Source organism: Escherichia sp. MOD1-EC4550 (genome assembly GCF_963876935.1).
GTDB lineage: Bacteria > Pseudomonadota > Gammaproteobacteria > Enterobacterales > Enterobacteriaceae > Escherichia > Escherichia coli_F.
In genome coordinates this window covers 1-23,661 of record NZ_CAWNSE010000004.1, presented here as the reverse complement: position 1 = coordinate 23,661, position 23,661 = coordinate 1, and the positions used below count along the sequence as shown (strand labels likewise).

19 protein-coding genes are annotated in these 23,661 nt (G+C 50.3%); 8 read left to right on the top strand and 11 right to left on the bottom strand.

The window, feature by feature from the left end:
* Positions 1-140 precede the first annotated feature (140 nt).
* The 4 genes from treA to dhaK all read right to left on the bottom strand — a co-directional run bounded on the left by treA (position 141) and on the right by dhaK (position 5,301).
* The gene (treA, locus tag AACU19_RS03295; RefSeq protein WP_039021483.1) at positions 141-1,838 is read right to left on the bottom strand and encodes an alpha,alpha-trehalase; all 1,698 of its coding nucleotides are present in this window, start codon (positions 1,836-1,838) and stop codon (positions 141-143) included.
* 320 nt (positions 1,839-2,158) lie between these two features.
* Positions 2,159-3,577 (bottom strand): dihydroxyacetone kinase phosphoryl donor subunit DhaM, encoded by a 1,419-nt coding sequence (gene dhaM / locus AACU19_RS03290; protein WP_105278674.1) that lies wholly within the window; start codon positions 3,575-3,577, stop codon positions 2,159-2,161.
* 10 nt (positions 3,578-3,587) lie between these two features.
* Entirely contained in the window at positions 3,588-4,220 is a 633-nt protein-coding gene (gene dhaL, locus AACU19_RS03285) for a dihydroxyacetone kinase subunit DhaL (RefSeq protein ID WP_001353268.1), read from the bottom strand.
* Positions 4,221-4,230: 10 nt separating this feature from the next.
* Complete coding sequence (gene dhaK / locus AACU19_RS03280) at positions 4,231-5,301, bottom strand: dihydroxyacetone kinase subunit DhaK (protein WP_039021480.1); 1,071 nt, start codon at positions 5,299-5,301, stop codon at positions 4,231-4,233.
* A 227-nt stretch (positions 5,302-5,528) separates the two neighbouring features.
* Here dhaK and dhaR point away from each other — a divergent pair, with 227 nt between their 5' ends.
* Positions 5,529-7,448 carry a dihydroxyacetone kinase operon transcriptional regulator DhaR gene (dhaR, locus tag AACU19_RS03275; RefSeq protein WP_105278673.1) on the top strand — a complete coding sequence of 640 codons (1,920 nt, stop codon included), beginning with the start codon at positions 5,529-5,531 and terminating at the stop codon, positions 7,446-7,448.
* A 99-nt stretch (positions 7,449-7,547) separates the two neighbouring features.
* On the opposite strand, the gene AACU19_RS03270 is transcribed toward dhaR, so the two are convergent.
* The 3 genes from AACU19_RS03270 to pth all read right to left on the bottom strand — a co-directional run bounded on the left by AACU19_RS03270 (position 7,548) and on the right by pth (position 13,053).
* Positions 7,548-10,415: an autotransporter outer membrane beta-barrel domain-containing protein gene (locus AACU19_RS03270; protein ID WP_105278672.1), complete on the bottom strand. Its 2,868-nt coding sequence runs from the start codon at positions 10,413-10,415 to the stop codon at positions 7,548-7,550.
* Between the two features lie 845 nt (positions 10,416-11,260).
* Positions 11,261-12,352 (bottom strand): redox-regulated ATPase YchF, encoded by a 1,092-nt coding sequence (ychF, locus tag AACU19_RS03265; protein ID WP_000505866.1) that lies wholly within the window; start codon positions 12,350-12,352, stop codon positions 11,261-11,263.
* A gap of 116 nt (positions 12,353-12,468) precedes the next feature.
* Positions 12,469-13,053, bottom strand: a complete 585-nt coding sequence (gene pth, locus AACU19_RS03260; RefSeq protein WP_000152937.1) for an aminoacyl-tRNA hydrolase — start codon at positions 13,051-13,053, stop codon at positions 12,469-12,471.
* A gap of 277 nt (positions 13,054-13,330) precedes the next feature.
* Here pth and ychH point away from each other — a divergent pair, with 277 nt between their 5' ends.
* Positions 13,331-13,609, top strand: a complete 279-nt coding sequence (ychH, locus tag AACU19_RS03255; RefSeq protein WP_000823885.1) for a stress-induced protein YchH — start codon at positions 13,331-13,333, stop codon at positions 13,607-13,609.
* Positions 13,610-13,663: 54 nt separating this feature from the next.
* On the opposite strand, the gene dauA is transcribed toward ychH, so the two are convergent.
* From dauA to lolB, 4 genes are all read right to left on the bottom strand, one after another.
* On the bottom strand, positions 13,664-15,343 hold the full coding sequence (gene dauA, locus AACU19_RS03250) for a C4-dicarboxylic acid transporter DauA (RefSeq protein WP_072039634.1): 1,680 nt from the start codon (positions 15,341-15,343) through the stop codon (positions 13,664-13,666).
* Between the two features lie 124 nt (positions 15,344-15,467).
* Positions 15,468-16,415 (bottom strand): ribose-phosphate diphosphokinase, encoded by a 948-nt coding sequence (gene prs / locus AACU19_RS03245; protein WP_001298109.1) that lies wholly within the window; start codon positions 16,413-16,415, stop codon positions 15,468-15,470.
* Between the two features lie 150 nt (positions 16,416-16,565).
* Complete coding sequence (gene ispE, locus AACU19_RS03240) at positions 16,566-17,417, bottom strand: 4-(cytidine 5'-diphospho)-2-C-methyl-D-erythritol kinase (protein ID WP_105278671.1); 852 nt, start codon at positions 17,415-17,417, stop codon at positions 16,566-16,568.
* The gene (lolB, locus tag AACU19_RS03235) at positions 17,417-18,040 is read right to left on the bottom strand and encodes a lipoprotein insertase outer membrane protein LolB (protein WP_001130692.1); all 624 of its coding nucleotides are present in this window, start codon (positions 18,038-18,040) and stop codon (positions 17,417-17,419) included. Before lolB ends, ispE begins: the two co-directional genes overlap by 1 nt.
* Positions 18,041-18,253: 213 nt before the next feature.
* Between lolB and hemA the strand changes: the two genes are divergently transcribed.
* The 6 genes from hemA to kdsA are packed head-to-tail and all read left to right on the top strand — an operon-like array spanning position 18,254 to position 23,559.
* On the top strand, positions 18,254-19,510 hold the full coding sequence (gene hemA / locus AACU19_RS03230) for a glutamyl-tRNA reductase (protein ID WP_001353262.1): 1,257 nt from the start codon (positions 18,254-18,256) through the stop codon (positions 19,508-19,510).
* A gap of 41 nt (positions 19,511-19,551) precedes the next feature.
* Complete coding sequence (gene prfA / locus AACU19_RS03225) at positions 19,552-20,634, top strand: peptide chain release factor 1 (RefSeq protein ID WP_000804726.1); 1,083 nt, start codon at positions 19,552-19,554, stop codon at positions 20,632-20,634.
* Entirely contained in the window at positions 20,634-21,467 is an 834-nt protein-coding gene (gene prmC / locus AACU19_RS03220) for a peptide chain release factor N(5)-glutamine methyltransferase (protein WP_000456456.1), read from the top strand. Before prfA ends, prmC begins: the two co-directional genes overlap by 1 nt.
* Positions 21,464-21,856: an invasion regulator SirB2 gene (gene sirB2 / locus AACU19_RS03215; protein WP_105278670.1), complete on the top strand. Its 393-nt coding sequence runs from the start codon at positions 21,464-21,466 to the stop codon at positions 21,854-21,856. Before prmC ends, sirB2 begins: the two co-directional genes overlap by 4 nt.
* 3 nt (positions 21,857-21,859) lie before the next feature.
* On the top strand, positions 21,860-22,669 hold the full coding sequence (sirB1, locus tag AACU19_RS03210) for an invasion regulator SirB1 (protein WP_001257058.1): 810 nt from the start codon (positions 21,860-21,862) through the stop codon (positions 22,667-22,669).
* Positions 22,670-22,704: 35 nt separating this feature from the next.
* Positions 22,705-23,559, top strand: coding sequence for a 3-deoxy-8-phosphooctulonate synthase (kdsA, locus tag AACU19_RS03205; RefSeq protein ID WP_000811058.1), 855 nt, complete (start codon positions 22,705-22,707; stop codon positions 23,557-23,559).
* The last annotated feature ends 102 nt before the right edge of the window (positions 23,560-23,661 follow it).

Genomic DNA, 23,661 nt, shown 5'->3' with positions numbered 1-23,661 from the left:
CAAGTTGATAAAATAAAATTAAAATCTTCCCTAATAAAAGAAAATAAAGGCATAGACTGTAGAAAGAGTGGTATTTCGTGATGAAGAAAGAGCAATGCCAATTTTATGCACGTAATGGCATTGCTCGATATACAGTAAAGTTAAGGCGTAGGTTCCGCCTCTTTTTGTTTTACCGGCTGTGTTGTTGATTCACTGAGTGGACGCGTCGCCGGAACATTGTCACACGGTTGCTCTTTCGGGCAGATCAAATCCAGCATTTTCAGCGTCACGCCATTGGTCCAGCCAAAGCCATCCTGTAATGGATATTCGCCACCGCCGCCCCCTGTTCCGGTGGTGCTGACATCATATTTTTCCACCAGCTTTTTCTCCCGGTCATAGGTGTGCTGAACATTGGTCAGGAAGTGCCAGCTAATGTCCATCGCCACCTCTTTTTGCCCGTAGTTTTGTAATCCTTCTGTCGCGACCCACTGCAACGGTGCCCAGCCGTTTGGCGCATCCCATTGTTGCCCACTTTTCACCGACGTGGTGTTCAGGCCGCCTGGTTGCAGCAGATGTGTTTTCGTCGCCGTCGCCATTTTGTTGGCGCGATCTTTCGCTGCCGCATTGACGTACAGCGGGAACAGGGCGGCAGCGGTTAACTGATTGCGCACTTTATGACTTTTCAGGTCGTAATCGGCATACCAGCCTTGTTGATCGTTCCACAGGTATTTTTCGATCCCTTTTTGACGGGCATTCGCCAGCGTTTCGTACTGGTTTGCCATCGCGTTATCTCCGGCAGCTTTGCTGGCGCGGGCGAGGATTTTTTCCATTTTAAACATCAGGCTGTTCAGATCGACCGGTACGATGCTGGTGGTGCGTAAGGTATTTAACTGCTGCGGATTGTCCATCCAGCGCGAGCTGAAATCCCAGCCAGACGCAGCGGCAGAGCGCAGGTCGCGGTAAATTTCAGTGGCAGGTCGATTCGGATTGCTTTTGGCGGTGGCAATATCTTCCACCCATGACTCTGGTCGTGGCGTATCGCGATCGTCCCAGTAGCGGTTGAGAAGGGTACCATCCTGAAGTTTTACAACGCGTTTTTCCTGTTGTCCGGCTTGCAGGTTTTCAACACCGTCCATCCAGTAAGCATATTCTTTTTGCATTTGCGGCAGGTATTGCTTCAACGCGGCATCGCCTTCATGCTGCGCCAGTAACTCTACCATCAGGGCAAAGAATGGCGGTTGCGAGCGGCTTAAATAGTAACTGCGGTTGCCGTTGGGAATATGCCCGTAAGTGTCTATTTCATGAGCAAAATTGGCCACCATATCCGCGACTTTATCCCAGTGACCGCTTTCGGCAAGCCCTAACATGGTGAAGTAACTGTCCCAGTAATATACCTCACGAAAACGTCCGCCCGGCACGACATAAGGTTCCGGCAGCGGTAACAGAGAATCCCATTTTTCGGTATTTTCGGTAGAACGCGTTAATACCGGCCAAAGTCCGTCAATATGTTCGCGCAGCGACTGCCCTTCTGGCGGAACATATTTCTCTCCCTCTTTCGGCAGAGTGAAATTGACGTTAACGAAATGGCGCAGATCAAAGCCGCTCTGGTTTTGCTGCATTCGATAATCTGCAAGGATCATTAGCGGATCGCTGTTCGGCACGGCATCAGCAAAGGTCTTTTGGTCCGGAAAAAGTTTGGCGTTTTGCACATCGTTAAACAGCGGCCCTAACAAAATATCAGGCGGCTGTGGCGTTACTGGCGTTTCTTCTGCCTGCACCGCTAGCGCAGCGAAACACAACAAAACGCAGGCGGGAATTAACGCTATTTTTTGCGGGCGAGGAGGGGCGGTGGCTTTCATCAATCATTCTCCTTGGGCGAAACCGAACAAAACGGTATTCAAGTATCAGAAAACCTTAGTTCAGGATCGCACTAACTGCATGATCGAAATCTCATTCTGCGAACTGTCAGGCATTTTGGAAAAGGAGATTAAAGGGATAAATAAGGGTGAAATAGAGTAATTAAATAAAGTCTGTTTATTAGCCAGCCAGCGACGTTTGGTTTGCGATTAGCGCAGAAAAAATCATCATGATTTGGTAAAAAATATAACAGGTAGTTAAAAAATATCAGAGCAGAGTAAATTGCCGGATGGCATCAGAACGATGCCATCCGAACGGTGGTTTATCCCTGATGGCTGAAACGTTGCGTTTTAACGTCCAGCGTTAACGTTTCTTCAGGTTGTATCGCATACAGTTTCTCACCCTGCTGGCAAATCCAGCCAATCCCCAGTTCGTGGGCGATTAGGGCGCTGTGGGATACCGGACTTCCGGCGCTAAGGCAGATCCCTTTTACAACCGCCGGATCCAGTTGCAGAACCGTGGACGGATAAATGTTCTCCGCCAGTAAAATGGTTGGCGAGTTAAATTGCGGGAGTTCTTCTTTCGTTTGCGTCAGGTGGATTAGGGTGCGATGTAGAAGATCGTCCACATCGATATAGCGAGCCTGTAAATATTCATCATCCAGTTGTTGGTATTGCTGGCTTAGTTCTTTAAGAACGTGCTGCCAGGCATATTCTGCTGTGCAATGCTCATGCTGAAGAAATTCGTTTGCCGCCGCCAGCAGTTCTGGATCATCTAACAGTGTATGGTGACCAGAAAAGATTGCGGCAATATCGTCAAGCCCGCTCGCTTCTGCTTTCGCTGTTAACGTCATCAGATCTAATAACGTGAAGTCAATTGCCTGGCGTAATCGTTCTTGTTCTTCTTCCACGGTCAGAGTTGATTTTGCCTGTATCGTACATAAAACTGGTTGATAATAAAAGGCTTTACCCGAAACAGGCGGAATGGGCCGCTGAGTAGGCGGAGCAACTTCGTCCGTTTCACCAAAGTTATCTTCAGCCAGCTGACGGAAAGCAACCAGCGCCTCTTCAGCTTCTGGCCCTTTCGCAATCAGGCGCAGCGTATCGTTATAGCGGACTTGTAGTAGCGCGATCTGGTTAATACTCTCCGGTGTGACGCATTTGCCGTTTTTCTCCAGCAACATATCGGCATTAAATGTCGATAAGGTATAAACCAGCCGGGAGGCCGGACGTACATGAAGGCCGTTACGGTTTTTAATGACCACGGCCAGAGAACGGGCTTCTTCATCGTACGGAGGACATGTGTCAGAGATTTCAGCGTCGGAGGACGGTAAACCCAGTTGTTCACGTTTGGCTTCCAGCGCATGCATGGCGTCAAAGATCACTTTGTCGATATCCGCCCCCGAGGCCGCGCTGACCGTTGCTGCCAGTGTACCTTCGACTAACGGTGCCGCACACAAACGTACTTTTGCGGCGATCTCGGGAGCTAGCAATTCCAGCGCAGTTTCAGCACTCAATAATGCGCTACCCATATCCATCATCACCAGCACATGGTCGGCATCGGCAACGGACTCGATGGCCTCCATCACTTTGACGGCATCGGTACCAATGGGATTTTGGGGATCGTCAATTCCCGCGGCAATGGCGATTTTACAGCTATCACTCATTAACATCTGACGGGCTAATTCACCGACACCTTCTCCCAGTCGGGCGCTATGTGAAACTATGACCAGGTTTACCATCACCATTTCCTTACTCTTTTGCGGCTAACGCCAGCATTTGCATCATAAACATCACGGAGGTCGCGCCGGGATCCTGGTGACCAATACTGCGTTCACCGAGATAACTGGCGCGGCCTTTGCGGGCTTGCATCGTAATCGTACTTTGTGCAGCGGATTCAGCGACGCTACTGGCGGCTTCGAGCGCCACCGGAACAGAGAGATTTTGCTCGCTGGACTGACGTAACGATTCCACCACCGGCACCCAGACATCACACATAGTTTTATCGCCAGGTTCGGCTTTCCCGCGACTGATTACGCCGTCTACACCATCGCGGAACATCTGATACAGTTCTTCCAGCGTCAGGCTTTGCCGTGCCTGTGTCGCCTGTGCGGCGCGGATAAAGAAAGTACCGAACAGCGGACCACTGGCACCACCGACGCTGGAAAGCAGCGTCATGCCGGTATTCTTGAGAATGAAACCGATATCTTTATCTGCGATAGCAGGGAGTTTTTCTACCACCTTGCTAAAGCCACGGTTCATATTTAGCCCGTGGTCAGCGTCGCCAATTTCGCGATCCAGTCCGGTAAGATACTCGCTCTCTTTGCTGAAAATTTCTCCACAGCGAGTGAGCCAGTTAACAATTTGAGTTCTGCTCAGTGACATGGTTATCTCCTTATTTACCCCAGTTAAGCGCCGGGGTGTGGACCGGGGCGTCCCATAACGCCAGCGTTTCGTCATCAACTTTCAGTAAGGTGATGGAAAAACCGGTCATGTCCAGTGAGGTACAATACGCGCCGATTAAATTGCGCTCGATAGTCAAGCCCGCTTGCTGGCAACGCGTGGCCAGGCGGTTATAGACGCCATACAGTTCAGAAAGCGGAGTTGCACCAAGATTGTTGACGAGTGCAATTACTCGATCGCCAGACTGAAGCGGTTGTTTAGTTTGCGTCTCTTCCTGCCAGCTACCTTGTCGATAATCCCAGAAGCGGAGCGTGCGGTGGTATGTGCCATTTTCCAGCAGGGTGTCGAACATTTGATCAACTGTTTGGTCAAGGGAGGAGAAGGGGCGGCGGTCAATACCCGGCTCACCATGAATGCCGACGCCAAACTCCATCTCATTATCTGCCAGCGTAAAAGAAGGTTTTCCCGCGGCAGGAACGGTACAGGCATTGAGGGCGATACCAATAGAATGGCCCTGATTGTTCAACTTACGCCCCAGTTGTGCACAAGCCTCCAGCGAGTCGCCACGTTCTGCCGCTGCGCCTACGAGTTTTTCGATTAATACGGTGTTGGCAACGCCGCGCCGCCCAGCGGTATAAAGACTGTCTTTTACTGCAACGTCGTCATCAATGACCACGGTGGTCACTTTTACGCCGCTATCGTGCAGTAATTCTGTTGCTGTTTCAAAGTTAAGAATATCGCCGGTGTAATTTTTGATAATCAGCAGTACACCTTCGCCGCCATCAACTTGCATGGCGCATTCAAAAATTTTATCGGGCGTCGGTGAGGTGAATATTTCGCCCGGACAGGCCCCCGAAAGCATCCCCTGACCGATATAACCGCAGTGCATCGGTTCGTGTCCGCTGCCGCCGCCCGACAGCAGGGCGACTTTTCCTGCAACGGGGGCATCAGCTCGGGTGACATACACCGGATCCTGATGCAGTGTCAGCGATGAATGCGCTTTCGCCAGACCCGCCAGTTGTTCGTCCAGAACGTCTTGCACATCATTGATCAATTTTTTCATTATCTTGCTCCAGCAATTACGGTAGGGCATGGATGATGTTCAACGACACGGCGACCACTGACTGCCGATAAATCCATTGTGCATCAGGTAAGGGAAAAGAAAATTAGCCCAAATTATGTTTCATGGTGAAACATATGTTTTAATGAATGTTCCATATTGAAACTTTTACGCGTTTTAATACTAAAAATTGCGAGCCGGAACACCTTTTGTCACAAAGGATGCGGGATATGAGTGGCGCTTTTAACAACGATGAACGGGGCATATCTCCCTTAATTGCAGCCTCCTGGGAGCGATGCAATAAACTGATGAAACGGGAGACATGGAGCGTACCGCACCAGGCCCAGGGCGTGACATTTGCTACTATCTATCGGCGTAAGAAAGCGATGCTGACGCTCGGGCAGGCTGCGCTGGAAGATGCCTGGGAATATATGGAATCGCGGGCGTGCGGACTGTTCATCCTTGATGAAACCGCCTGCATCCTTAGTCGTTTTGGTGATCCACAAACGCTGCACCAGCTTAGTGTCCTGGGATTCAATGACGGCACGTATTGCGCAGAGGGAATTATTGGTACCTGTGCGCTATCGTTAGCGGCTATCTCTGGTCAGGCCGTGAAAACGATGGCCGATCAACATTTCAAACAGGCACTCTGGAACTGGGCCTTTTGTGCAACACCGTTGTTTGACAGCAAGGGCCGATTGACGGGAACAATAGCGCTGGCGTGTCCGGTTGAGCAAACTACCGCAGCTGATTTGCCGTTGACGTTGGCAATCGCACGCGAGGTCGGAAATTTACTGCTGACGGACAGTTTGCTCGCTGAAACTAACCGTCATTTAAATCAACTTAATGCCCTGTTAGAAAGTATGGATGATGGCGTGATTAGCTGGGACGAGCAGGGTAATTTGCAATTTATCAATGCCCAGGCGGCGCGGGTCTTGCGCCTTGACGCGACGGCAAGTCAGGGAAGGGCGATCACTGAACTCTTAACGTTACCCGCCGTATTGCAACAAGCAATAAAACAGGCACATCCGCTCAAACACGTAGAAGCAACCTTTGAAAGTCAGCACCAGTTTATTGATGCGGTGATAACCCTTAAACCGATAATAGAAACGCAGGGAACCAGCTTTATTTTGTTGCTCCATCCTGTGGAACAGATGCGGCAGTTAATGACCAGTCAATTAGGAAAAGTCAGCCATACTTTCGCTCATATGCCACAGGACGATCCGCAAACCCGCCGCTTGATTCATTTTGGTCGCCAGGCGGCGCGCAGTAGCTTTCCTGTCCTGCTTTGTGGAGAAGAGGGCGTGGGCAAGGCACTGCTTAGCCAGGCAATTCATAATGAAAGTGAGCGTGCAGCGGGGCCTTATATCGCCGTCAATTGTGAGTTATATGGTGATGCGGCGCTGGCGGAAGAATTTATTGGCGGCGATCGCACGGACAATGAAAATGGTCGTCTGAGTCGACTGGAACTGGCGCACGGCGGCACGCTGTTTCTTGAAAAGATTGAATATCTGGCGGTGGAGTTACAGTCTGCTTTGCTTCAGGTTATCAAGCAGGGTGTTATCACGCGACTGGATGCGCGGCGTTTAATACCGATTGATGTCAAAGTGATTGCCACAACGACTGCTGACCTGGCAATGCTGGTGGAACAAAATCGGTTTAGTCGCCAGCTGTATTACGCGCTGCATGCATTTGAAATTACCATCCCGCCTCTGCGTATGCGGCGTGGCAGCATTCCGGCGCTGGTGAATAACAAATTACGCAGTCTTGAAAAACGCTTCTCTACGCGTCTGAAAATTGATGACGATGCCCTCGCTCGCCTGGTTTCTTGTGCATGGCCAGGCAACGATTTTGAACTTTACAGCGTCATCGAGAATCTTGCTCTGAGTAGTGATAACGGGCGCATTCGCGTCAGTGATTTACCTGAACATCTGTTTACCGAGCAGGCGACAGATGATGTCAGCGCCACTCGCCTTTCCACCAGTCTGTCATTTGCGGAAGTTGAAAAAGAGGCAATTATTAACGCAGCCCAGGTCACAGGCGGTCGCATTCAGGAAATGTCGGCTTTACTTGGAATCGGCCGCACTACGCTGTGGCGGAAAATGAAGCAACATGGCATTGATGCAGGGCAGTTTAAGCGCCGGGTATGAAAGACAGAGACGATTTCTGATACATCTGAGTGATCTGTATTTCATTCCGGCGCACGCTAACAATTTTCAGCATCGTTTAAGGGCTTGTCTATCCCGCACTTAAAAGCTGAAGCGATATCCTCCGTTGACTTGCTTCTGATCAAAGAGGTTACCCTGCGTGTAATCCGCTTCGAGATAGAATGTGTGCTGTTTGTTATACTGTGCACTGACTCCCACGCCGTTATTCCAGCCATTACCTTTGAAACTGTACTTCTCCCGGGAGTTGTTCAACAGATATTCGGTATCCCCTGAAAACTCGCGGATAGCGCCAGTCTTCACATAGACATTCAGCTGGCTGTTGCCTGCGGTGATGTCATATCCCAGTATCATGCTGGCGCGCCCCAGCAGCGATTCGTAGTGATTCAGATGTATATTGAGACCATTACTCGCCTTCATAGCCATCCCATTCTGGTGGCTGTATGTGAGCTGGGTTTGCGGCTCTATATAGAACCCATAACCAGTAGGGGTCAGGTTGAACCTCTGCCCGGCTTCCAGGGAGATGCTCAATCCATTCGCAGTGCCGTTGGCGTTAACGCCGTTGTTCTGACTGTCCAGTACGTGGAAACTATTTTTCTGGTGCGATGCTTTTACAACGAGATCGCTGTAAAAACCGTTGTGTGCCATGTAACTGGCGTACATTCCCATGTAGTCTGAACGTGCGGTACCGTCGCCTCCGCTATAGTCCGGCGATGCATGTGTTGAGCCAATATACAGACCGACATACAACGGCATTTCATCAGAGAGACGTTTATCCCCACCAAACTGGATACCGCTGTAACCCATGTCAAAGCCGCTCAGTTTGCCACTGGCAAAGGAGTCCAGGCTTCCCCCATAACTGCGCAACCAGATATTACCGTCTTTACCCTGATTTCGCAGGTCACCCATCCGTTGCATCAGCGTACGGTTTTCAACATAGTTCAATAAGTAACCGACATTGAGATAATTGCCGCCAGCATCTGCGGTCGTGGTGGGTTTAGGCGTGGGAGCGGGGGCAGGCGTAGGATCGGGGTTGACTATGGGGGGCTGAGCGGGAGCTGGTGTGGGCTCTGGATTAGGAGTCGGCTCCGGAATTGTCCCGGAAGCATAAAGCTCCCAGTTAGTGCCATTTTTACGCACATCATACAGATATCCCCCCAACTCAACCTGAGAAGACGCGCTGAACGAGGCCGCGCCGTCAGTGGTTTTTACCACTGTCAGAACTTCATTTCCCGTTGTGGCCTCGCTGCCCTGGTTACGGATAGCCAATACGTGATTACCAGCACTACTCCCGCAGATATTCAATAAATCTCCTTTATTATTAACGCCATTACCCTCGCCAACAACATCAGCACGCATAATAAAGGTACTGTTACCGCTAAGGTTCTCTACGTTTAATGTGGTAAATGTGCCGGCAGTTGACGCGTGGCTGGCAAAATCGACAGTTGAATGGCTCAGCGCCAGCGTGTCGAGATTAGAATTACTTGTTACGTTCCAGACGCTGTTACTCATTGCAACGTCCAGTTTCCCGCCATTGACATTATCGCTGAGGGAAGAACCTGTCCAAACCGACCCAGGGTGCATATCCAGATTGATTAGCCCACCTTTAGAAAGAACGCTACCGTTGATAAGCATACGACCCGAGGCGTTGATGCGGCTGGCGGCATAACCATCGTCATGTTGCGTTGCGATGGCCATCTGGTCGGGTGTACTCATATCAATGACCAGATCGCTCGTGAGATCGATCTGGCTGTTGGTCATGGCATAAATCCCCCTAGCTCCTGCCGCGCCGGTGATAGCCAAACTGTCTCCGGTTATTCTACCGCCGCTGAGCGCCCACAAACCCAGCGCCAGACTGCCATTACGATCAACCGTAATATCGGTATTTTGCATGTTGATAACAGCCGTTGCCGTCTGGGCTGAGGCACCATAAGAACCGCTGGAAAAGATGCTGTTTCGTTGCGCTGCCGTGCCAGAAAAATTGATTGTCGCGTCTGAACCACTGGTTACGAGGCCACCGCCCTGCGCGGAAGAAATATGGCTATCAGCACCGATAGTGGTTGTACCACCACGAACTTCGACGCCATTGGCAGCGGCTCCAGTTACATCAACAGTGAGTGCATTCGCGCTCACCTGGCCAAAGCTCCAGAGGCCGTGTGCATTATCGCCATTGGTTTTAATGGTACTGTTTGTTCCGAGATCGACAACAGAGTTTTTCTGTACGTTTATTCCCATGGCGCTGTAGCCCTGAACATCGATTGTCAGGTCTGTCGCCGTAAAACGCGCAGCACCGTTGGCGTTATTGCCGTTGAGACCACCGATATAAACACCTGTACTTCCATCGGTCTTGATTTTACTACCGCTTCCAAGATCGACACTGGTGCCATAGTCATTGATGGTTAGGCCTATACCGTTCGAGTTTTCAATGGTGAAATGAGAGGCTGTTAGTGTTGAGCTATGCCCAATAATGATGCCGTCATCGTTACTCTTAATGGTGCTGCCTGTGCCTAAGTCAGCATGTGTATAGTCACCAATTAAATTAATGCCGATGGCAGAGGTTTGACCAACAACATCTACTGTAAGTCGGTTAGCTGTCAGAGAGCTGTTCTTGCCCTGAATAATGATTCCCTTTGCATATCCAGAGGCGTCGTTGACATTGACGGTGACATCATCACCCAGGTTGATATTGCCAGGCGTGTTTCCTGCTGGGGTCATTACACCATAGAGGTTTCCTGATGGATCGGCGGTATCTCCTGTAATTCTGTCACCATCATTAATAGTAATATTGGTGCCATTTTGACTTCCTAAATCAGCAGCTATCAGCAGGGGGGAAAAGATAATTGCATTCAAACCAATAGCGCCATATTTTATCAGTTGAATGGAGGGCGAACGGATTTTTAATTCAGCGAGACGATCGGCTTTGGTATTCCCATTGTGTTGTTTGATGCCCATACCACTCCTATATAGTACCCAAGCTATGGGTCTATGGATTTTGTCATTTTGTTTAAGTCAATGAATAATATCCTCTTATCATCATGATATTTGTATGGTGCAATCATGATGAGCTGCTCTGAGAATAATTCTCTATTACCGGGCAAAATCAGGAACACAGGAATTAATATATATTTAACATCCCCCTTACAAAGGTGAGTTTAGATCGAGTTATTCCCTAAGTTGTCGTTACTTATTCCAATTCGTTACTATGAATATGACAAAAACATTACAACAAACAGCGGTTAAATAATTTGGTGAATATTTTTGGTAATAATCCTAATTAGTTATGGGATTTTCGCTTGATGTATCTGCATAACAAAAACAATATGAGCCATTTTTGCATTACTAATAAGAAAAAGCAAAAAACATCGATATTCATTTTTGATCAATGGATTTTCTGGCACATCGTTATTATCGTGATACTGGTTATCATTTTCATCTTGCCAGGATCGCACGTAATCACGTTATTCGGGGGCTTTATCTGCTGGATATTGCCCTTCAGGCAAGTCCTTTTCTCGCCAGCATATTGGAGCGTGATCAATATTGATCAGCTGTAAAAGGTGTCTGATGTGCAGTGGAACACAAACTTACGTGATCTCATTGCTAATGAGATATCCCTCATCTGAACACTTATGTCTTTAATTATTCTCGTGGTTCACTATAGGCAATAAGCACAAAAGTGTAGGATGTTATAAGAATGGTTAGGACTCGGTGAAATGAAAAAATCCACGCAATTGCGTGGATTTTATATACTTTTGCGCTCTTCATGAGATTTAGCGAAACCTCATGAGACAACAAATTAATTAGACATTGAACAGGAAGTTCATTACATCGCCATCTTTAACGATGTAATCTTTACCTTCTGCACGCATTTTGCCCGCTTCTTTCGCGCCTTGTTCACCTTTGTAAGTGATGAAATCTTCGAACGAAATAGTTTGTGCGCGGATAAAGCCTTTTTCAAAATCAGTATGGATTTTGCCAGCGGCCTGCGGCGCGGTTGCACCAACCGGAATGGTCCATGCACGCACTTCTTTCACCCCAGCGGTGAAGTAAGTTTGCAGGTTCAGCAGCTTATAACCGGCACGGATCACGCGGTTCAGGCCCGGCTCTTCCAGCCCAAGCTCCTGCATAAACTCGTCACGTTCTTCGTCGTCCAGTTCGGCAATGTCTGCTTCAACAGCAGCACAAACCGGAACCACAACAGAACCTTCTTTCGCCGCGATTTCACGCACCTGGTCAAGATACGGGTTGTTTTCAAAACCGTCTTCGTTGACGTTGGCGATGTACATTGTTGGTTTCAGCGTCAGGAAGCTCAGGTAACGAATAGCCGCTTTCTCTTCAGCGCTTAAATCCAGCGCGCGCAGCATACCTGCGTTTTCCAGCTGTGGCAGGCATTTTTCCAGTACCGCCAGCTCGGCTTTCGCGTCTTTATCGCCGCCTTTGGCTTTCTTCTGTACGCGATGAATCGCACGTTCGCAGGTGTCGAGGTCTGCCAGCGCCAGTTCTGTGTTGATAACTTCAATATCATCCGCCGGGTTAACTTTGCCGGAAACGTGAATGATGTTGTCGTTTTCAAAGCAGCGAACAACGTGACCGATCGCTTCGGTTTCACGGATGTTGGTCAGGAACTGGTTACCCAGACCTTCGCCTTTCGATGCGCCTTTTACCAGACCGGCGATATCGACAAATTCCATGGTCGTGGGAAGCGTACGCTGCGGTTTTACGATTTCAGCCAGTTGATCCAGGCGAGGGTCAGGCATTGGTACGACGCCTGTGTTCGGCTCGATGGTGCAGAATGGAAAGTTGGCCGCTTCAATACCGGCTTTGGTCAGCGCGTTGAACAGGGTAGATTTCCCGACGTTGGGCAAACCGACGATACCGCATTTGAATCCCATGATTTAAATCACCTTAATATCTTAATAATCAACCTGTTATTGCTAACAGATTGCAGAAATGGAAATAACTTTGCCTATTATACACGGCACTCGGCAAAAATGCCGCAGACAACGACTTATTGCGCTTTAAAGGCGTGCAATCGGTTCGTTGCTTTGGTCAAGCCCTCTGTAAACCACATTTCAGTACAACGTGCCGCTTCGTCGATGGCTTCATCAATTAACTTCTGTTCACTAACAGGCGGTTTGCCTAACACAAAACCGACAACTTTATTTTTATCGCCCGGATGACCAATTCCGATGCGTAAACGGTGAAAGTTAGGGTTATTACCCAATTTACTGATGATGTCTTTCAGTCCATTGTGACCACCATGGCCACCGCCCAACTTAAATTTGGCGACGCCAGGTGGCAGATCCAGTTCGTCGTGGGCAACCAGAATTTCGTCCGGATTAATGCGGAAAAAACTGGCCATCGCCGCAACGGCTTTGCCGCTGAGATTCATAAATGTAGTCGGGACTAACAGGCGGACATCTTCGCCTCCAAGGGTGACTCGCGAAGTATAACCAAAGAATTTAGCCTCTTCGCGCAGCGGAGCGCGCAAACGCTCTGCCAGTAAGTCAACGAACCAGGCACCAGCATTATGTCGCGTTGCGGCGTATTCAGCGCCGGGGTTCGCCAGGCCGACAATCAATTTAATCGTCACGTTTTTTTGTCCTGAGTGTGTACATAACTGGCGCGTAGTTTACTGGTTGCGGCCCCGCTTGACAAAAAACTGCGTATCAAATGCAGATAACGCAATAATTGCCTAAGTGGACTATTAGAAAGTCAAGGTGTTCAGGCGTTTATTTGTAAAGTTTTGTTGAAATAAGGGTTGTAATTGTGATCACGCCCGCACATAACCCACAGGGTGTTGTCTATACTTTACACATAAGGAAGAGGGGTATTCCCTGTTACAACCCAGAAAGTTCCGGAGGTGACATATGAAACGCAAAAACGCTTCGTTACTCGGTAACGTGCTCATGGGGTTGGGTCTGGTGGTAATGGTGGTCGGCGTGGGGTATTCAATCCTCAACCAGTTACCACAGTTTAATATGCCCCAGTATTTCGCACATGGTGCAGTGCTAAGTATTTTCGTCGGTGCCATCCTCTGGCTGGCGGGTGCCCGTGTTGGCGGGCATGAACAGGTGTGCGACCGTTACTGGTGGGTTCGCCACTATGACAAACGTTGCCGCCGTAGCGATAATCGCCGTCATAGCTAACAAATAATGCAGTTTGCTGACCAGTCAGTTTGCGCTGACTGGTCAATCGCGTACTTATAAATCCGCCATCGCCGCGCGACGATTCGGGAAGAAAGCAAGGCGGCCCGGGATCGGTTGAATGCCTGCGCGAGCCATAGTGCGCAGTGGCTGGAATTCCACGTTGCACACGCGCAGTTCACATCCTTCGGGTAGACGCTTCACAAAACGCTGGAACGCATCAAGACCACCAGCATCAAGTACCGGAACGGCATCCCACTTCAGAATCACAATCCGTTTGCCTTCAAGACGTGACTCCAGGTCCGTGAACAAGCCTTCAGCGGCAGCAAAGAACAGTGGGCCAATAACGCGCAGAACCAGAACATCGTCTGGAACGTCTACGACTACCGGTGCCAGGCGAGTCATACGCGCGATACGACGCATAAACAGCAGCGATGCCAACACGATCCCCACACTGATGGCAATAACCATATCAAACAGCACGGTCAGCGACATGCACAGCAGCATGACGATGATGTCATCTTTCGGCGCATGACGCAGCAAGTCGACCACTTTGTGCGCTTCACTCATGTTCCACGCCACCATCAACAGCAGGGCAGCCATGGCGGAAAGCGGCAGCCAGGAGAGCAGCGGTGCCAGTACCAGCAGGGCAAGAATAACCAGAATAGAGTGGATCACCGCCGAGATAGGGGAAGTTGCCCCGGCACGGACGTTAGCGGCAGAACGCGCGATGGCAGCTGTAGCGGTAATACCACCAAAGAACGGGGCGATGATATTCCCCAGTCCCTGTCCAACCAGTTCGCTGTTCGCTTTGTGTTTCGTTCCGGTCATACCATCCAGTACCACGGCGCAGAGCAGAGATTCGATTGCGCCGAGCATTGCCATTGAGAATGCCGCAGGCAGCAGTGTGCGAATAGAATCCCAGGTTAGCGTGAATTCTGAATTAGGCAGGTCCCACGGCAGTACCAGCTGTGGCAGCAGTTGCGGAATACCGTTACCCTGAGTACCATCGGCCAGGACGTAGTGGAATTGCGAACCGATGGTAGCAACATGTCCGCCGAGCAGGTTAACAATTCCCATCACCGCGCAACCAGCCAGCAAGGCCGGAAGGTGACCAGGCAAACGAATGCCCAGACGCGGCCAGAAAACCAGAATGCCAAGCGTCACAATGCCAATGGCAGCATCACCCACATTAATGGTGGGCAACGCCATAAATAATGCGCCGACTTTTTGTAGATAATGCTCCGGGACATGGGCCATTTGCAGACCGAGAAAATCTTTAATCTGCATGGTACCGATGGTGATCCCGATACCCGAGGTGAAACCTAAGGTCACGGAAACCGGAATATATTCAATCAAGCGTCCAAAACGTGCCAGCCCCATCAGGATCAAAAAGACACCTGACATGAGTGTCGCGACCAGCAGTCCTGCCAGTCCAAACTGTTGCGAAACGGGATAGAGAATTACCACAAATGCCGCAGTCGGACCGGAAACGCTAAAGCGTGACCCACCCGTCAGAGCAATGACAATCCCCGCAACAGCTGCGGTATATAAACCGTACTGGGGTGCCACACCACTACCAATAGCCAACGCCATCGCCAGCGGGATAGCAATAATCCCGACGGTTATCCCGGCAATCAGGTCACGGGTAAACCGTGCGGCAGTATATTTTTCTTTCCAGCAAGCGTCGATCAGAGCGCGGAAAGGCATCACATGTGAGGAAAATATTTTGTTCACAATAATGTTTCATCCGTGAGCGCATCATCTGTCAACTAAATGGCAGGTGAAGGAGGCATAGGTCATACAAATGGATATTACAGACAAAAAAACCCGCCGCAGCGGGTCTTTGAGCCGGGTTCGATTAGTGTTCGAACATGGCAGAGATCGATTCTTCGTTGCTGATACGACGAATCGCTTCGGCCAGCATACCTGACAGGGTCAGAGTACGCACGTTCGGCAGTGATTTGATTTCATCGCTCAGCGGAATGGTATCGCAGACAACGACTTCATCAATTACAGAGTTACGCAGGTTGTTCGCCGCGTTGCCGGAGAAGATCGGGTGAGTCGCGTACGCAAATACACGTTTAGCACCACGTTCTTTCAGCGCTTCAGCAGCTTTACACAGCGTACCGCCAGTGTCGATCATATCATCGACCAGTACGCAGTCACGACCTGCAACGTCACCGATGATATGCATCACCTGGGAAACGTTCGCACGCGGACGACGTTTGTCGATGATTGCCATATCGGTATCGTTCAGCAGCTTAGCGATAGCGCGGGCACGCACAACGCCGCCGATGTCCGGAGAAACCACAATTGGGTTATCCAGATTCAGCTGCAGCATGTCTTCCAGCAGGATCGGGCTACCAAATACGTTATCAACCGGAACGTCGAAGAAACCCTGAATCTGTTCAGCGTGCAGATCCACTGTCAGCACACGGTCAACACCGACGCTGGAGAGGAAGTCTGCAACCACTTTCGCAGTGATTGGTACACGAGCGGAACGGACGCGACGGTCCTGGCGCGCATAGCCAAAGTAGGGGATAACAGCGGTGATACGACCTGCGGAAGCACGACGCAGGGCATCAACCATAACGACTAATTCCATCAGGTTGTCGTTAGTAGGGGCACAAGTGGACTGGATGATGAAAATATCACCACCGCGTACATTTTCGTTAATTTGTACGCTGACTTCGCCGTCGCTAAAGCGACCTACAGCGGCGTCGCCGAGTGAAGTGTACAGGCGGTTGGCAATACGTTGTGCTAGTTCCGGGGTGGCGTTACCAGCAAAAAGCTTCATATCAGGCACGAGAAGAACCTCAGGCATGCGTCCATTGGTGGAAAGAATCTGCCGAAAACTGTGCGGGCCAGGCATGATTCTTTCCAGGCGGTGTATTAAAGAGCGCGATGCAACGTCTGGAACAAGGTGACGTTGTCACCGAAACTCAGCTTGCCCGGCTTAAAGCATGGCTCTGTGCAATGGGGAAAGATTAACGCCTTTCGCCACAAAGCCATTGAGCCATTCCGGGGCTTGCTCTAGCACCTGGCGGGCTTCAGACTCTGTATCAAATTCAGCAAAGACACAGGCCCCTGTCCCAGTCAGGCGCGACGGGGCGTATTCTAACAGCCAGGAAAGCACCGCATCAACCTCGCGAAAACGTTTTCTTGCGATAACCTCGCAATCATTGCTGAATTCACATTTTAGCAACGTTTCTATTGACCTTTTTGGCGTATTGCGCGGGAGTTCAGGATCTTTAAAAATCACCGGTGTCGGAATACTTACACCAGGGTGCACCACCAGGTACCACTTCTCTGGCGGATCCACCGGCGTTAGTATTTCACCCACACCTTCTGCAAACGCGGCATGACCCCGAACAAAGACAGGAACATCTGCGCCCAGCGTCAGCCCCATTTCCGCCAGCTCATCAATGCTTAGCCCGCATTGCCAGAGATGGTTTAATGCCACCAGCACCGTCGCGGCATTGGATGAACCACCACCCAGACCGCCGCCCATCGGCAAAAGCTTGTCAATACTGATTTCTGCACCGCTTCCCGTAGGAAGACGCCCGCTGGCGGCTGCTGTTTTCATCAGCAACCGTGCTGCGCGAACGATCAGGTTATCTTCATGTTCCACGCCTTCAACGGGTGTTAACAGACGAATATCCCCATCGTCACGAAGCTCAATGCTGATGGTGTCGCCGTAATCCAGGAACTGAAACAGCGTTTGCAGCGTGTGGTAACCGTCCGCACGCTGACCGGTAATGTATAAAAACAGATTAAGTTTTGCCGGAGAGGGCCACTGTGTCCGCATTATTTCACTATCCAGTTATCCATTTTTAACTTGATGCGCTGACCACCATCGGTGAGTTCCATATTGGCTGGCATCGCAGGTTGCGTTTTGGTGTCATAACCACCGTAAACAACTTTCCAGTTTTTGCCGTTTTGGCTGTAGGTGATTTCGCTGAGGCGATATTGATCGTCCAGTTTGTAGTCGGTTGCATCACCCGGTAAACCTAAAATCCACTGACGCAAACTGTTGAGCGGAATCGGCATTCCGGTCAATTTGCCAATCATCTCTTCGGCGTCATCGGCGGTGTAACGCTGCCCTTTATTGTCGACTAACTGCACGTTACCCGGCTGAGCATTCAGCTCCAGTTCGGTGCTGCCCAATGGGTTAGTCAGTAGCAGACGATAGCGATCCTGGCCGGTTTGTTGCCAGAAAAAGCGGGCGTAGACTTTTTGTTGATCAGAAATATAAGCGAATGCACCGCGAGTCTGATACTGATTAAGATTACGCACGTCTTGCTGATGCTGACGCCATTGTGGCGAATCCGGGCTTTTGCCAGGACCTTTCGGCGTGGTAACGGAACAGGCAGTAAGCACGAGAGCAGCCAGTGGTAGCAGACGGATAAGACGAAAATCGGGCAGGGGCATAATGATGACAAGTCCTTGAGATACGTTGCAGTTATAACCCTTAATGCTAGCGTTACCGTCCGCTATCGTCTATGTTCAAGTTGTCTTAATTGCCAGAATCTAACGGCTTTCGGCAATTACTCCAAAAGGGGGCTCTCTCTTTTATTGATCTCGCGCATCCTGTATGATGCGAGCAGACTAACCCTATCAACGTTGGTATTATTTCCCGCAGACATGACCCTTTTAGCACTCGGTATCAACCATAAAACGGCACCTGTATCGCTGCGAGAACGTGTATCGTTTTCGCCGGATAAGCTCGATCAGGCGCTTGACAGCCTGCTTGCGCAGCCGATGGTGCAGGGCGGCGTGGTGCTGTCGACGTGCAATCGCACGGAACTTTATCTTAGCGTTGAAGAGCAGGATAACCTGCAAGAGGCGTTAATCCGCTGGCTTTGCGATTACCATAATCTCAATGAAGACGATCTGCGTAAAAGCCTCTACTGGCATCAGGATAACGATGCAGTTAGCCATTTAATGCGTGTTGCCAGCGGCCTGGATTCACTGGTTCTGGGGGAACCGCAGATCCTCGGTCAGGTTAAAAAGGCGTTTGCCGATTCGCAAAAAGGCCATATGAAGGCCAGCGAACTGGAACGCATGTTCCAGAAATCTTTCTCTGTCGCAAAACGTGTTCGCACTGAAACCGATATCGGTGCCAGCGCTGTGTCTGTCGCTTTTGCGGCTTGTACGCTGGCGCGGCAGATCTTTGAATCGCTCTCTACGGTGACGGTACTGCTGGTTGGCGCGGGTGAGACTATCGAGCTGGTGGCGCGTCATCTACGTGAACACAAAGTACAGAAGATGATTATCGCCAACCGTACTCGCGAACGCGCCCAAATTCTGGCAGATGAAGTCGGCGCAGAAGTGATTGCCTTGAGCGATATTGACGAACGTCTGCGCGAAGCCGATATCATCATTAGTTCTACCGCCAGTCCGTTGCCGATTATCGGTAAAGGCATGGTGGAGCGCGCATTAAAAAGCCGTCGCAACCAACCGATGCTGTTGGTAGATATTGCCGTTCCGCGCGATGTTGAGCCGGAAGTTGGCAAACTGGCGAATGCTTACCTTTATAGTGTTGACGATCTACAAAGCATTATTTCGCACAACCTGGCACAACGTAAAGCTGCCGCAGTTGAGGCGGAGACTATCGTCGCTCAGGAAACCAGCGAATTTATGGCCTGGCTGCGTGCACAAAGTGCCAGCGAAACCATTCGCGAGTATCGCAGCCAGGCAGAGCAAGTTCGCGATGAGTTAACCGCCAAAGCGTTAGCAGCCCTTGAGCAGGGCGGCGACGCGCAAGCCATTATGCAGGATCTGGCATGGAAACTGACTAACCGCCTGATCCATGCGCCAACGAAATCACTTCAACAGGCTGCCCGTGACGGGGATAACGAACGCCTGAATATTCTGCGCGACAGCCTCGGGCTGGAGTAGCAGTACATCATTTTCTTTTTTTACAGGGTGCATTTACGCCTATGAAGCCTTCTATCGTTGCCAAACTGGAAGCCCTGCATGAACGCCATGAAGAAGTTCAGGCATTGCTGGGTGACGCGCAAACTATCGCCGACCAGGAACGTTTTCGCGCATTATCACGCGAATATGCGCAGTTAAGTGATGTTTCGCGCTGTTTTACCGACTGGCAACAGGTTCAGGAAGATATCGAAACCGCACAGATGATGCTCGACGATCCTGAAATGCGTGAGATGGCGCAGGATGAACTGCGCGAAGCTAAAGAAAAAAGCGAGCAACTGGAACAGCAATTACAGGTTCTGTTACTACCAAAAGATCCTGATGACGAACGTAACGCCTTCCTCGAAGTCCGTGCCGGAACCGGCGGCGACGAAGCGGCGCTCTTCGCTGGCGATCTGTTCCGTATGTACAGCCGTTACGCCGAAGCCCGCCGCTGGCGTGTAGAAATCATGAGCGCCAGCGAGGGTGAACATGGTGGCTATAAAGAGATCATCGCCAAAATTAGCGGTGATGGTGTATATGGTCGTTTGAAATTCGAATCTGGCGGTCATCGCGTGCAGCGTGTGCCTGCTACGGAATCGCAGGGTCGAATTCATACTTCTGCTTGTACCGTTGCGGTAATGCCAGAACTGCCTGACGCAGAACTGCCGGACATCAACCCAGCAGATTTGCGCATTGATACTTTCCGCTCGTCAGGGGCGGGTGGTCAGCACGTTAACACCACCGATTCGGCAATTCGTATTACTCACTTGCCGACCGGGATTGTTGTTGAATGTCAGGACGAACGTTCACAACATAAAAACAAAGCTAAAGCACTTTCTGTACTTGGTGCTCGCATCCACGCTGCAGAAATGGCAAAACGGCAACAGGCCGAAGCGTCTACCCGTCGTAACCTGCTGGGGAGTGGCGATCGCAGCGACCGTAACCGTACTTACAATTTCCCGCAGGGGCGCGTTACCGATCACCGCATCAACCTGACGCTCTACCGTCTGGATGAAGTGATGGAAGGTAAGCTGGATATGCTGATTGAACCGATTATCCAGGAACATCAGGCCGACCAACTGGCGGCGTTGTCCGAGCAGGAATAATGGAATATCAACACTGGTTACGTGAAGCAATAAGCCAACTTCAGGCGAGCGAAAGCCCGCGGCGTGATGCTGAAATCCTGCTGGAGCATGTTACCGGCAAAGGGCGTACTTTTATTCTCGCCTTTGGTGAAACGCAGCTGACTGACGAACAATGTCAGCAACTTGATGCGCTACTGACGCGTCGTCGCGATGGTGAACCTATTGCTCATTTAACCGGGGTGCGAGAATTCTGGTCGCTGCCGTTATTTGTTTCGCCAGCGACCTTAATTCCGCGCCCGGATACGGAGTGTCTGGTGGAGCAGGCACTGGCGCGGTTGCCTGAACAGCCTTGCCGTATTCTCGATCTCGGGACGGGTACCGGGGCGATTGCGCTGGCGCTGGCTAGCGAGCGCCCGGACTGTGAAATTACCGCTGTAGATCGTATGCCAGATGCTGTCTCTCTGGCGCAACGTAATGCCCAGCATCTGGCGATCAAAAATATCCATATTCTGCAAAGCGACTGGTTTAGCGCGCTAGCCGGGCAGCAGTTTGCGATGATTGTCAGTAATCCGCCGTATATTGACGAGCAGGACCCACATCTTCAACAAGGCGATGTCCGCTTTGAGCCGCTCACTGCGCTGGTTGCGGCAGACAGTGGAATGGCAGACATCGTGCATATCATCGAACAGTCGCGTAACGCGCTGGTATCCGGCGGCTTTCTGCTTCTGGAACATGGCTGGCAGCAGGGCGAAGCGGTGCGACAGGCATTTATCCACGCGGGATATCATGACGTCGAAACCTGTCGGGACTATGGTGATAACGAGCGCGTAACGCTCGGCCGCTATTATCAATGACAAGTTTTTCTACACTGCTTAGCGTTCATCTCATTAGCATTGCGCTTTCTGTAGGGCTATTAACCTTACGTTTCTGGCTACGTTATCAGAAGCATCCACAGGCATTTGCTCGTTGGACGCGCATTGTGCCGCCGGTTGTCGATACGGTGTTATTGTTAAGCGGCATTGCGTTGATGGCTAAAGCGCACATCCAGCCATTTTCCGGGCAGGCACAGTGGCTGACTGAAAAGCTGTTTGGAGTTATCATTTATATCGTTTTGGGTTTTATTGCACTCGATTACCGTCGTATGCACAGTCAGCAGGCGCGCATTATTGCCTTCCCGCTGGCGTTGGTGGTGCTGTACATCATCATTAAACTCGCCACCACAAAAGTACCGTTACTGGGGTAAGTCATGAGATCGTTAGCTGATTTCGAATTTAATAAAGCGCCATTGTGCGAAGGCATGATCCTGGCTTGCGAAGCAATCCGCCGCGATTTTCCCTCGCAAGATGTTTACGACGAACTGGAGCGTCTCGTTACTCTGGCGAAGGAAGAAATCAGCCAGCTTCTGCCTTTAGAAGAGCAGCTGGAAAAACTGATCGCGCTGTTTTACGGCGACTGGGGATTTAAAGCCTCACGCGGCGTTTATCGTCTTTCCGATGCATTATGGCTGGACCAGGTGTTAAAGAATCGACAGGGCAGTGCCGTATCATTAGGTGCCGTTTTATTATGGGTCGCGAATCGTCTCGATTTGCCGCTGCTGCCGGTGATTTTCCCTACGCAGCTGATATTGCGCATTGAATGTCCGGATGGCGAAATTTGGCTGATTAATCCTTTTAACGGTGAATCGTTAAGCGAACATATGCTGGACGTATGGTTAAAGGGAAATATCAGCCCGTCGGCGGAACTGTTTTATGAAGACCTTGATGAAGCTGATAACATTGAGGTAATCCGCAAATTGCTGGATACACTCAAAGCTTCGTTGATGGAAGAAAATCAGATGGAGCTGGCGCTACGTACCAGCGAAGCATTATTACAATTCAACCCGGAAGATCCCTATGAAATTCGCGATCGCGGGTTGATTTATGCGCAACTGGATTGCGAACACGTTGCGTTGAACGATTTAAGTTATTTCGTTGAACAGTGTCCGGAAGACCCGATCAGCGAAATGATCCGTGCGCAAATAAATAACATCGCGCATAAACATATTGTGCTGCATTAATTAATCGACATTTTACTCAAGATTAAGGCGATCCTATGAAACAAAAAGTGGTTAGCATTGGCGACATCAACGTAGCAAATGATCTGCCGTTCGTGCTGTTTGGCGGTATGAACGTGCTGGAATCTCGCGATCTGGCGATGCGCATTTGCGAGCACTACGTAACCGTGACCCAGAAACTGGGTATCCCTTACGTGTTCAAAGCCTCTTTTGACAAAGCCAACCGCTCCTCCATCCACTCTTATCGTGGACCAGGTCTGGAAGAAGGGATGAAAATCTTCCAGGAACTGAAACAGACATTTGGCGTAAAAATTATCACTGACGTTCACGAGCCAAGCCAGGCACAGCCCGTTGCTGATGTCGTGGATGTGATTCAGTTGCCAGCGTTTCTTGCTCGCCAGACTGACCTGGTGGAGGCAATGGCGAAAACCGGTGCGGTAATTAACGTCAAGAAACCACAGTTCGTCAGCCCAGGCCAAATGGGTAATATCGTTGATAAATTCAAAGAAGGCGGCAACGATAAAGTGATTCTTTGTGACCGTGGCGCTAACTTCGGTTACGACAATCTGGTCGTTGATATGCTGGGCTTCAGTATAATGAAGAAAGTCTCTGGTAACTCGCCGGTGATTTTCGACGTTACCCACGCACTGCAATGCCGCGATCCGTTTGGTGCAGCTTCTGGTGGTCGTCGTGCTCAGGTGGCTGAGCTGGCACGGGCCGGTATGGCGGTAGGTCTGGCTGGGCTGTTTATTGAAGCGCATCCGGATCCGGAACATGCGAAATGTGATGGTCCATCCGCGCTGCCGCTGGCTAAACTGGAACCGTTCCTCAAGCAGATGAAAGCGATTGATGATCTGGTGAAAGGTTTCGAAGAACTGGATACCAGCAAGTAATCTTTTTTTGTTTGAAAACAAAAGCCTTAGCGTTATGGGTCAGTCCATTCTGCGTTAAGGCTTTTTTCATGGGGCCGGATACAAAAAAGGCCGCAGGCTGTT

What these genes read in the sequence shown, in the direction of transcription:
- treA (WP_039021483.1), bottom strand. Translation starts at nt 1,838, where the DNA reads ATGAAAGCCACCGCCCCTCCTCGCCCGCAAAAAATAGCGTTAATTCCC.
- dhaM (WP_105278674.1), bottom strand. Translation starts at nt 3,577, where the DNA reads ATGGTAAACCTGGTCATAGTTTCACATAGCGCCCGACTGGGAGAAGGT.
- dhaL (WP_001353268.1), bottom strand. Translation starts at nt 4,220, where the DNA reads ATGTCACTGAGCAGAACTCAAATTGTTAACTGGCTCACTCGCTGTGGA.
- dhaK (WP_039021480.1), bottom strand. Translation starts at nt 5,301, where the DNA reads ATGAAAAAATTGATCAATGATGTGCAAGACGTTCTGGACGAACAACTG.
- dhaR (WP_105278673.1), top strand. Translation starts at nt 5,529, where the DNA reads ATGAGTGGCGCTTTTAACAACGATGAACGGGGCATATCTCCCTTAATT.
- AACU19_RS03270 (WP_105278672.1), bottom strand. Translation starts at nt 10,415, where the DNA reads ATGGGCATCAAACAACACAATGGGAATACCAAAGCCGATCGTCTCGCT.
- ychF (WP_000505866.1), bottom strand. Translation starts at nt 12,352, where the DNA reads ATGGGATTCAAATGCGGTATCGTCGGTTTGCCCAACGTCGGGAAATCT.
- ychH (WP_000823885.1), top strand. Translation starts at nt 13,331, where the DNA reads ATGAAACGCAAAAACGCTTCGTTACTCGGTAACGTGCTCATGGGGTTG.
- ispE (WP_105278671.1), bottom strand. Translation starts at nt 17,417, where the DNA reads ATGCGGACACAGTGGCCCTCTCCGGCAAAACTTAATCTGTTTTTATAC.
- lolB (WP_001130692.1), bottom strand. Translation starts at nt 18,040, where the DNA reads ATGCCCCTGCCCGATTTTCGTCTTATCCGTCTGCTACCACTGGCTGCT.
- hemA (WP_001353262.1), top strand. Translation starts at nt 18,254, where the DNA reads ATGACCCTTTTAGCACTCGGTATCAACCATAAAACGGCACCTGTATCG.
- prfA (WP_000804726.1), top strand. Translation starts at nt 19,552, where the DNA reads ATGAAGCCTTCTATCGTTGCCAAACTGGAAGCCCTGCATGAACGCCAT.
- prmC (WP_000456456.1), top strand. Translation starts at nt 20,634, where the DNA reads ATGGAATATCAACACTGGTTACGTGAAGCAATAAGCCAACTTCAGGCG.
- sirB2 (WP_105278670.1), top strand. Translation starts at nt 21,464, where the DNA reads ATGACAAGTTTTTCTACACTGCTTAGCGTTCATCTCATTAGCATTGCG.
- sirB1 (WP_001257058.1), top strand. Translation starts at nt 21,860, where the DNA reads ATGAGATCGTTAGCTGATTTCGAATTTAATAAAGCGCCATTGTGCGAA.
- kdsA (WP_000811058.1), top strand. Translation starts at nt 22,705, where the DNA reads ATGAAACAAAAAGTGGTTAGCATTGGCGACATCAACGTAGCAAATGAT.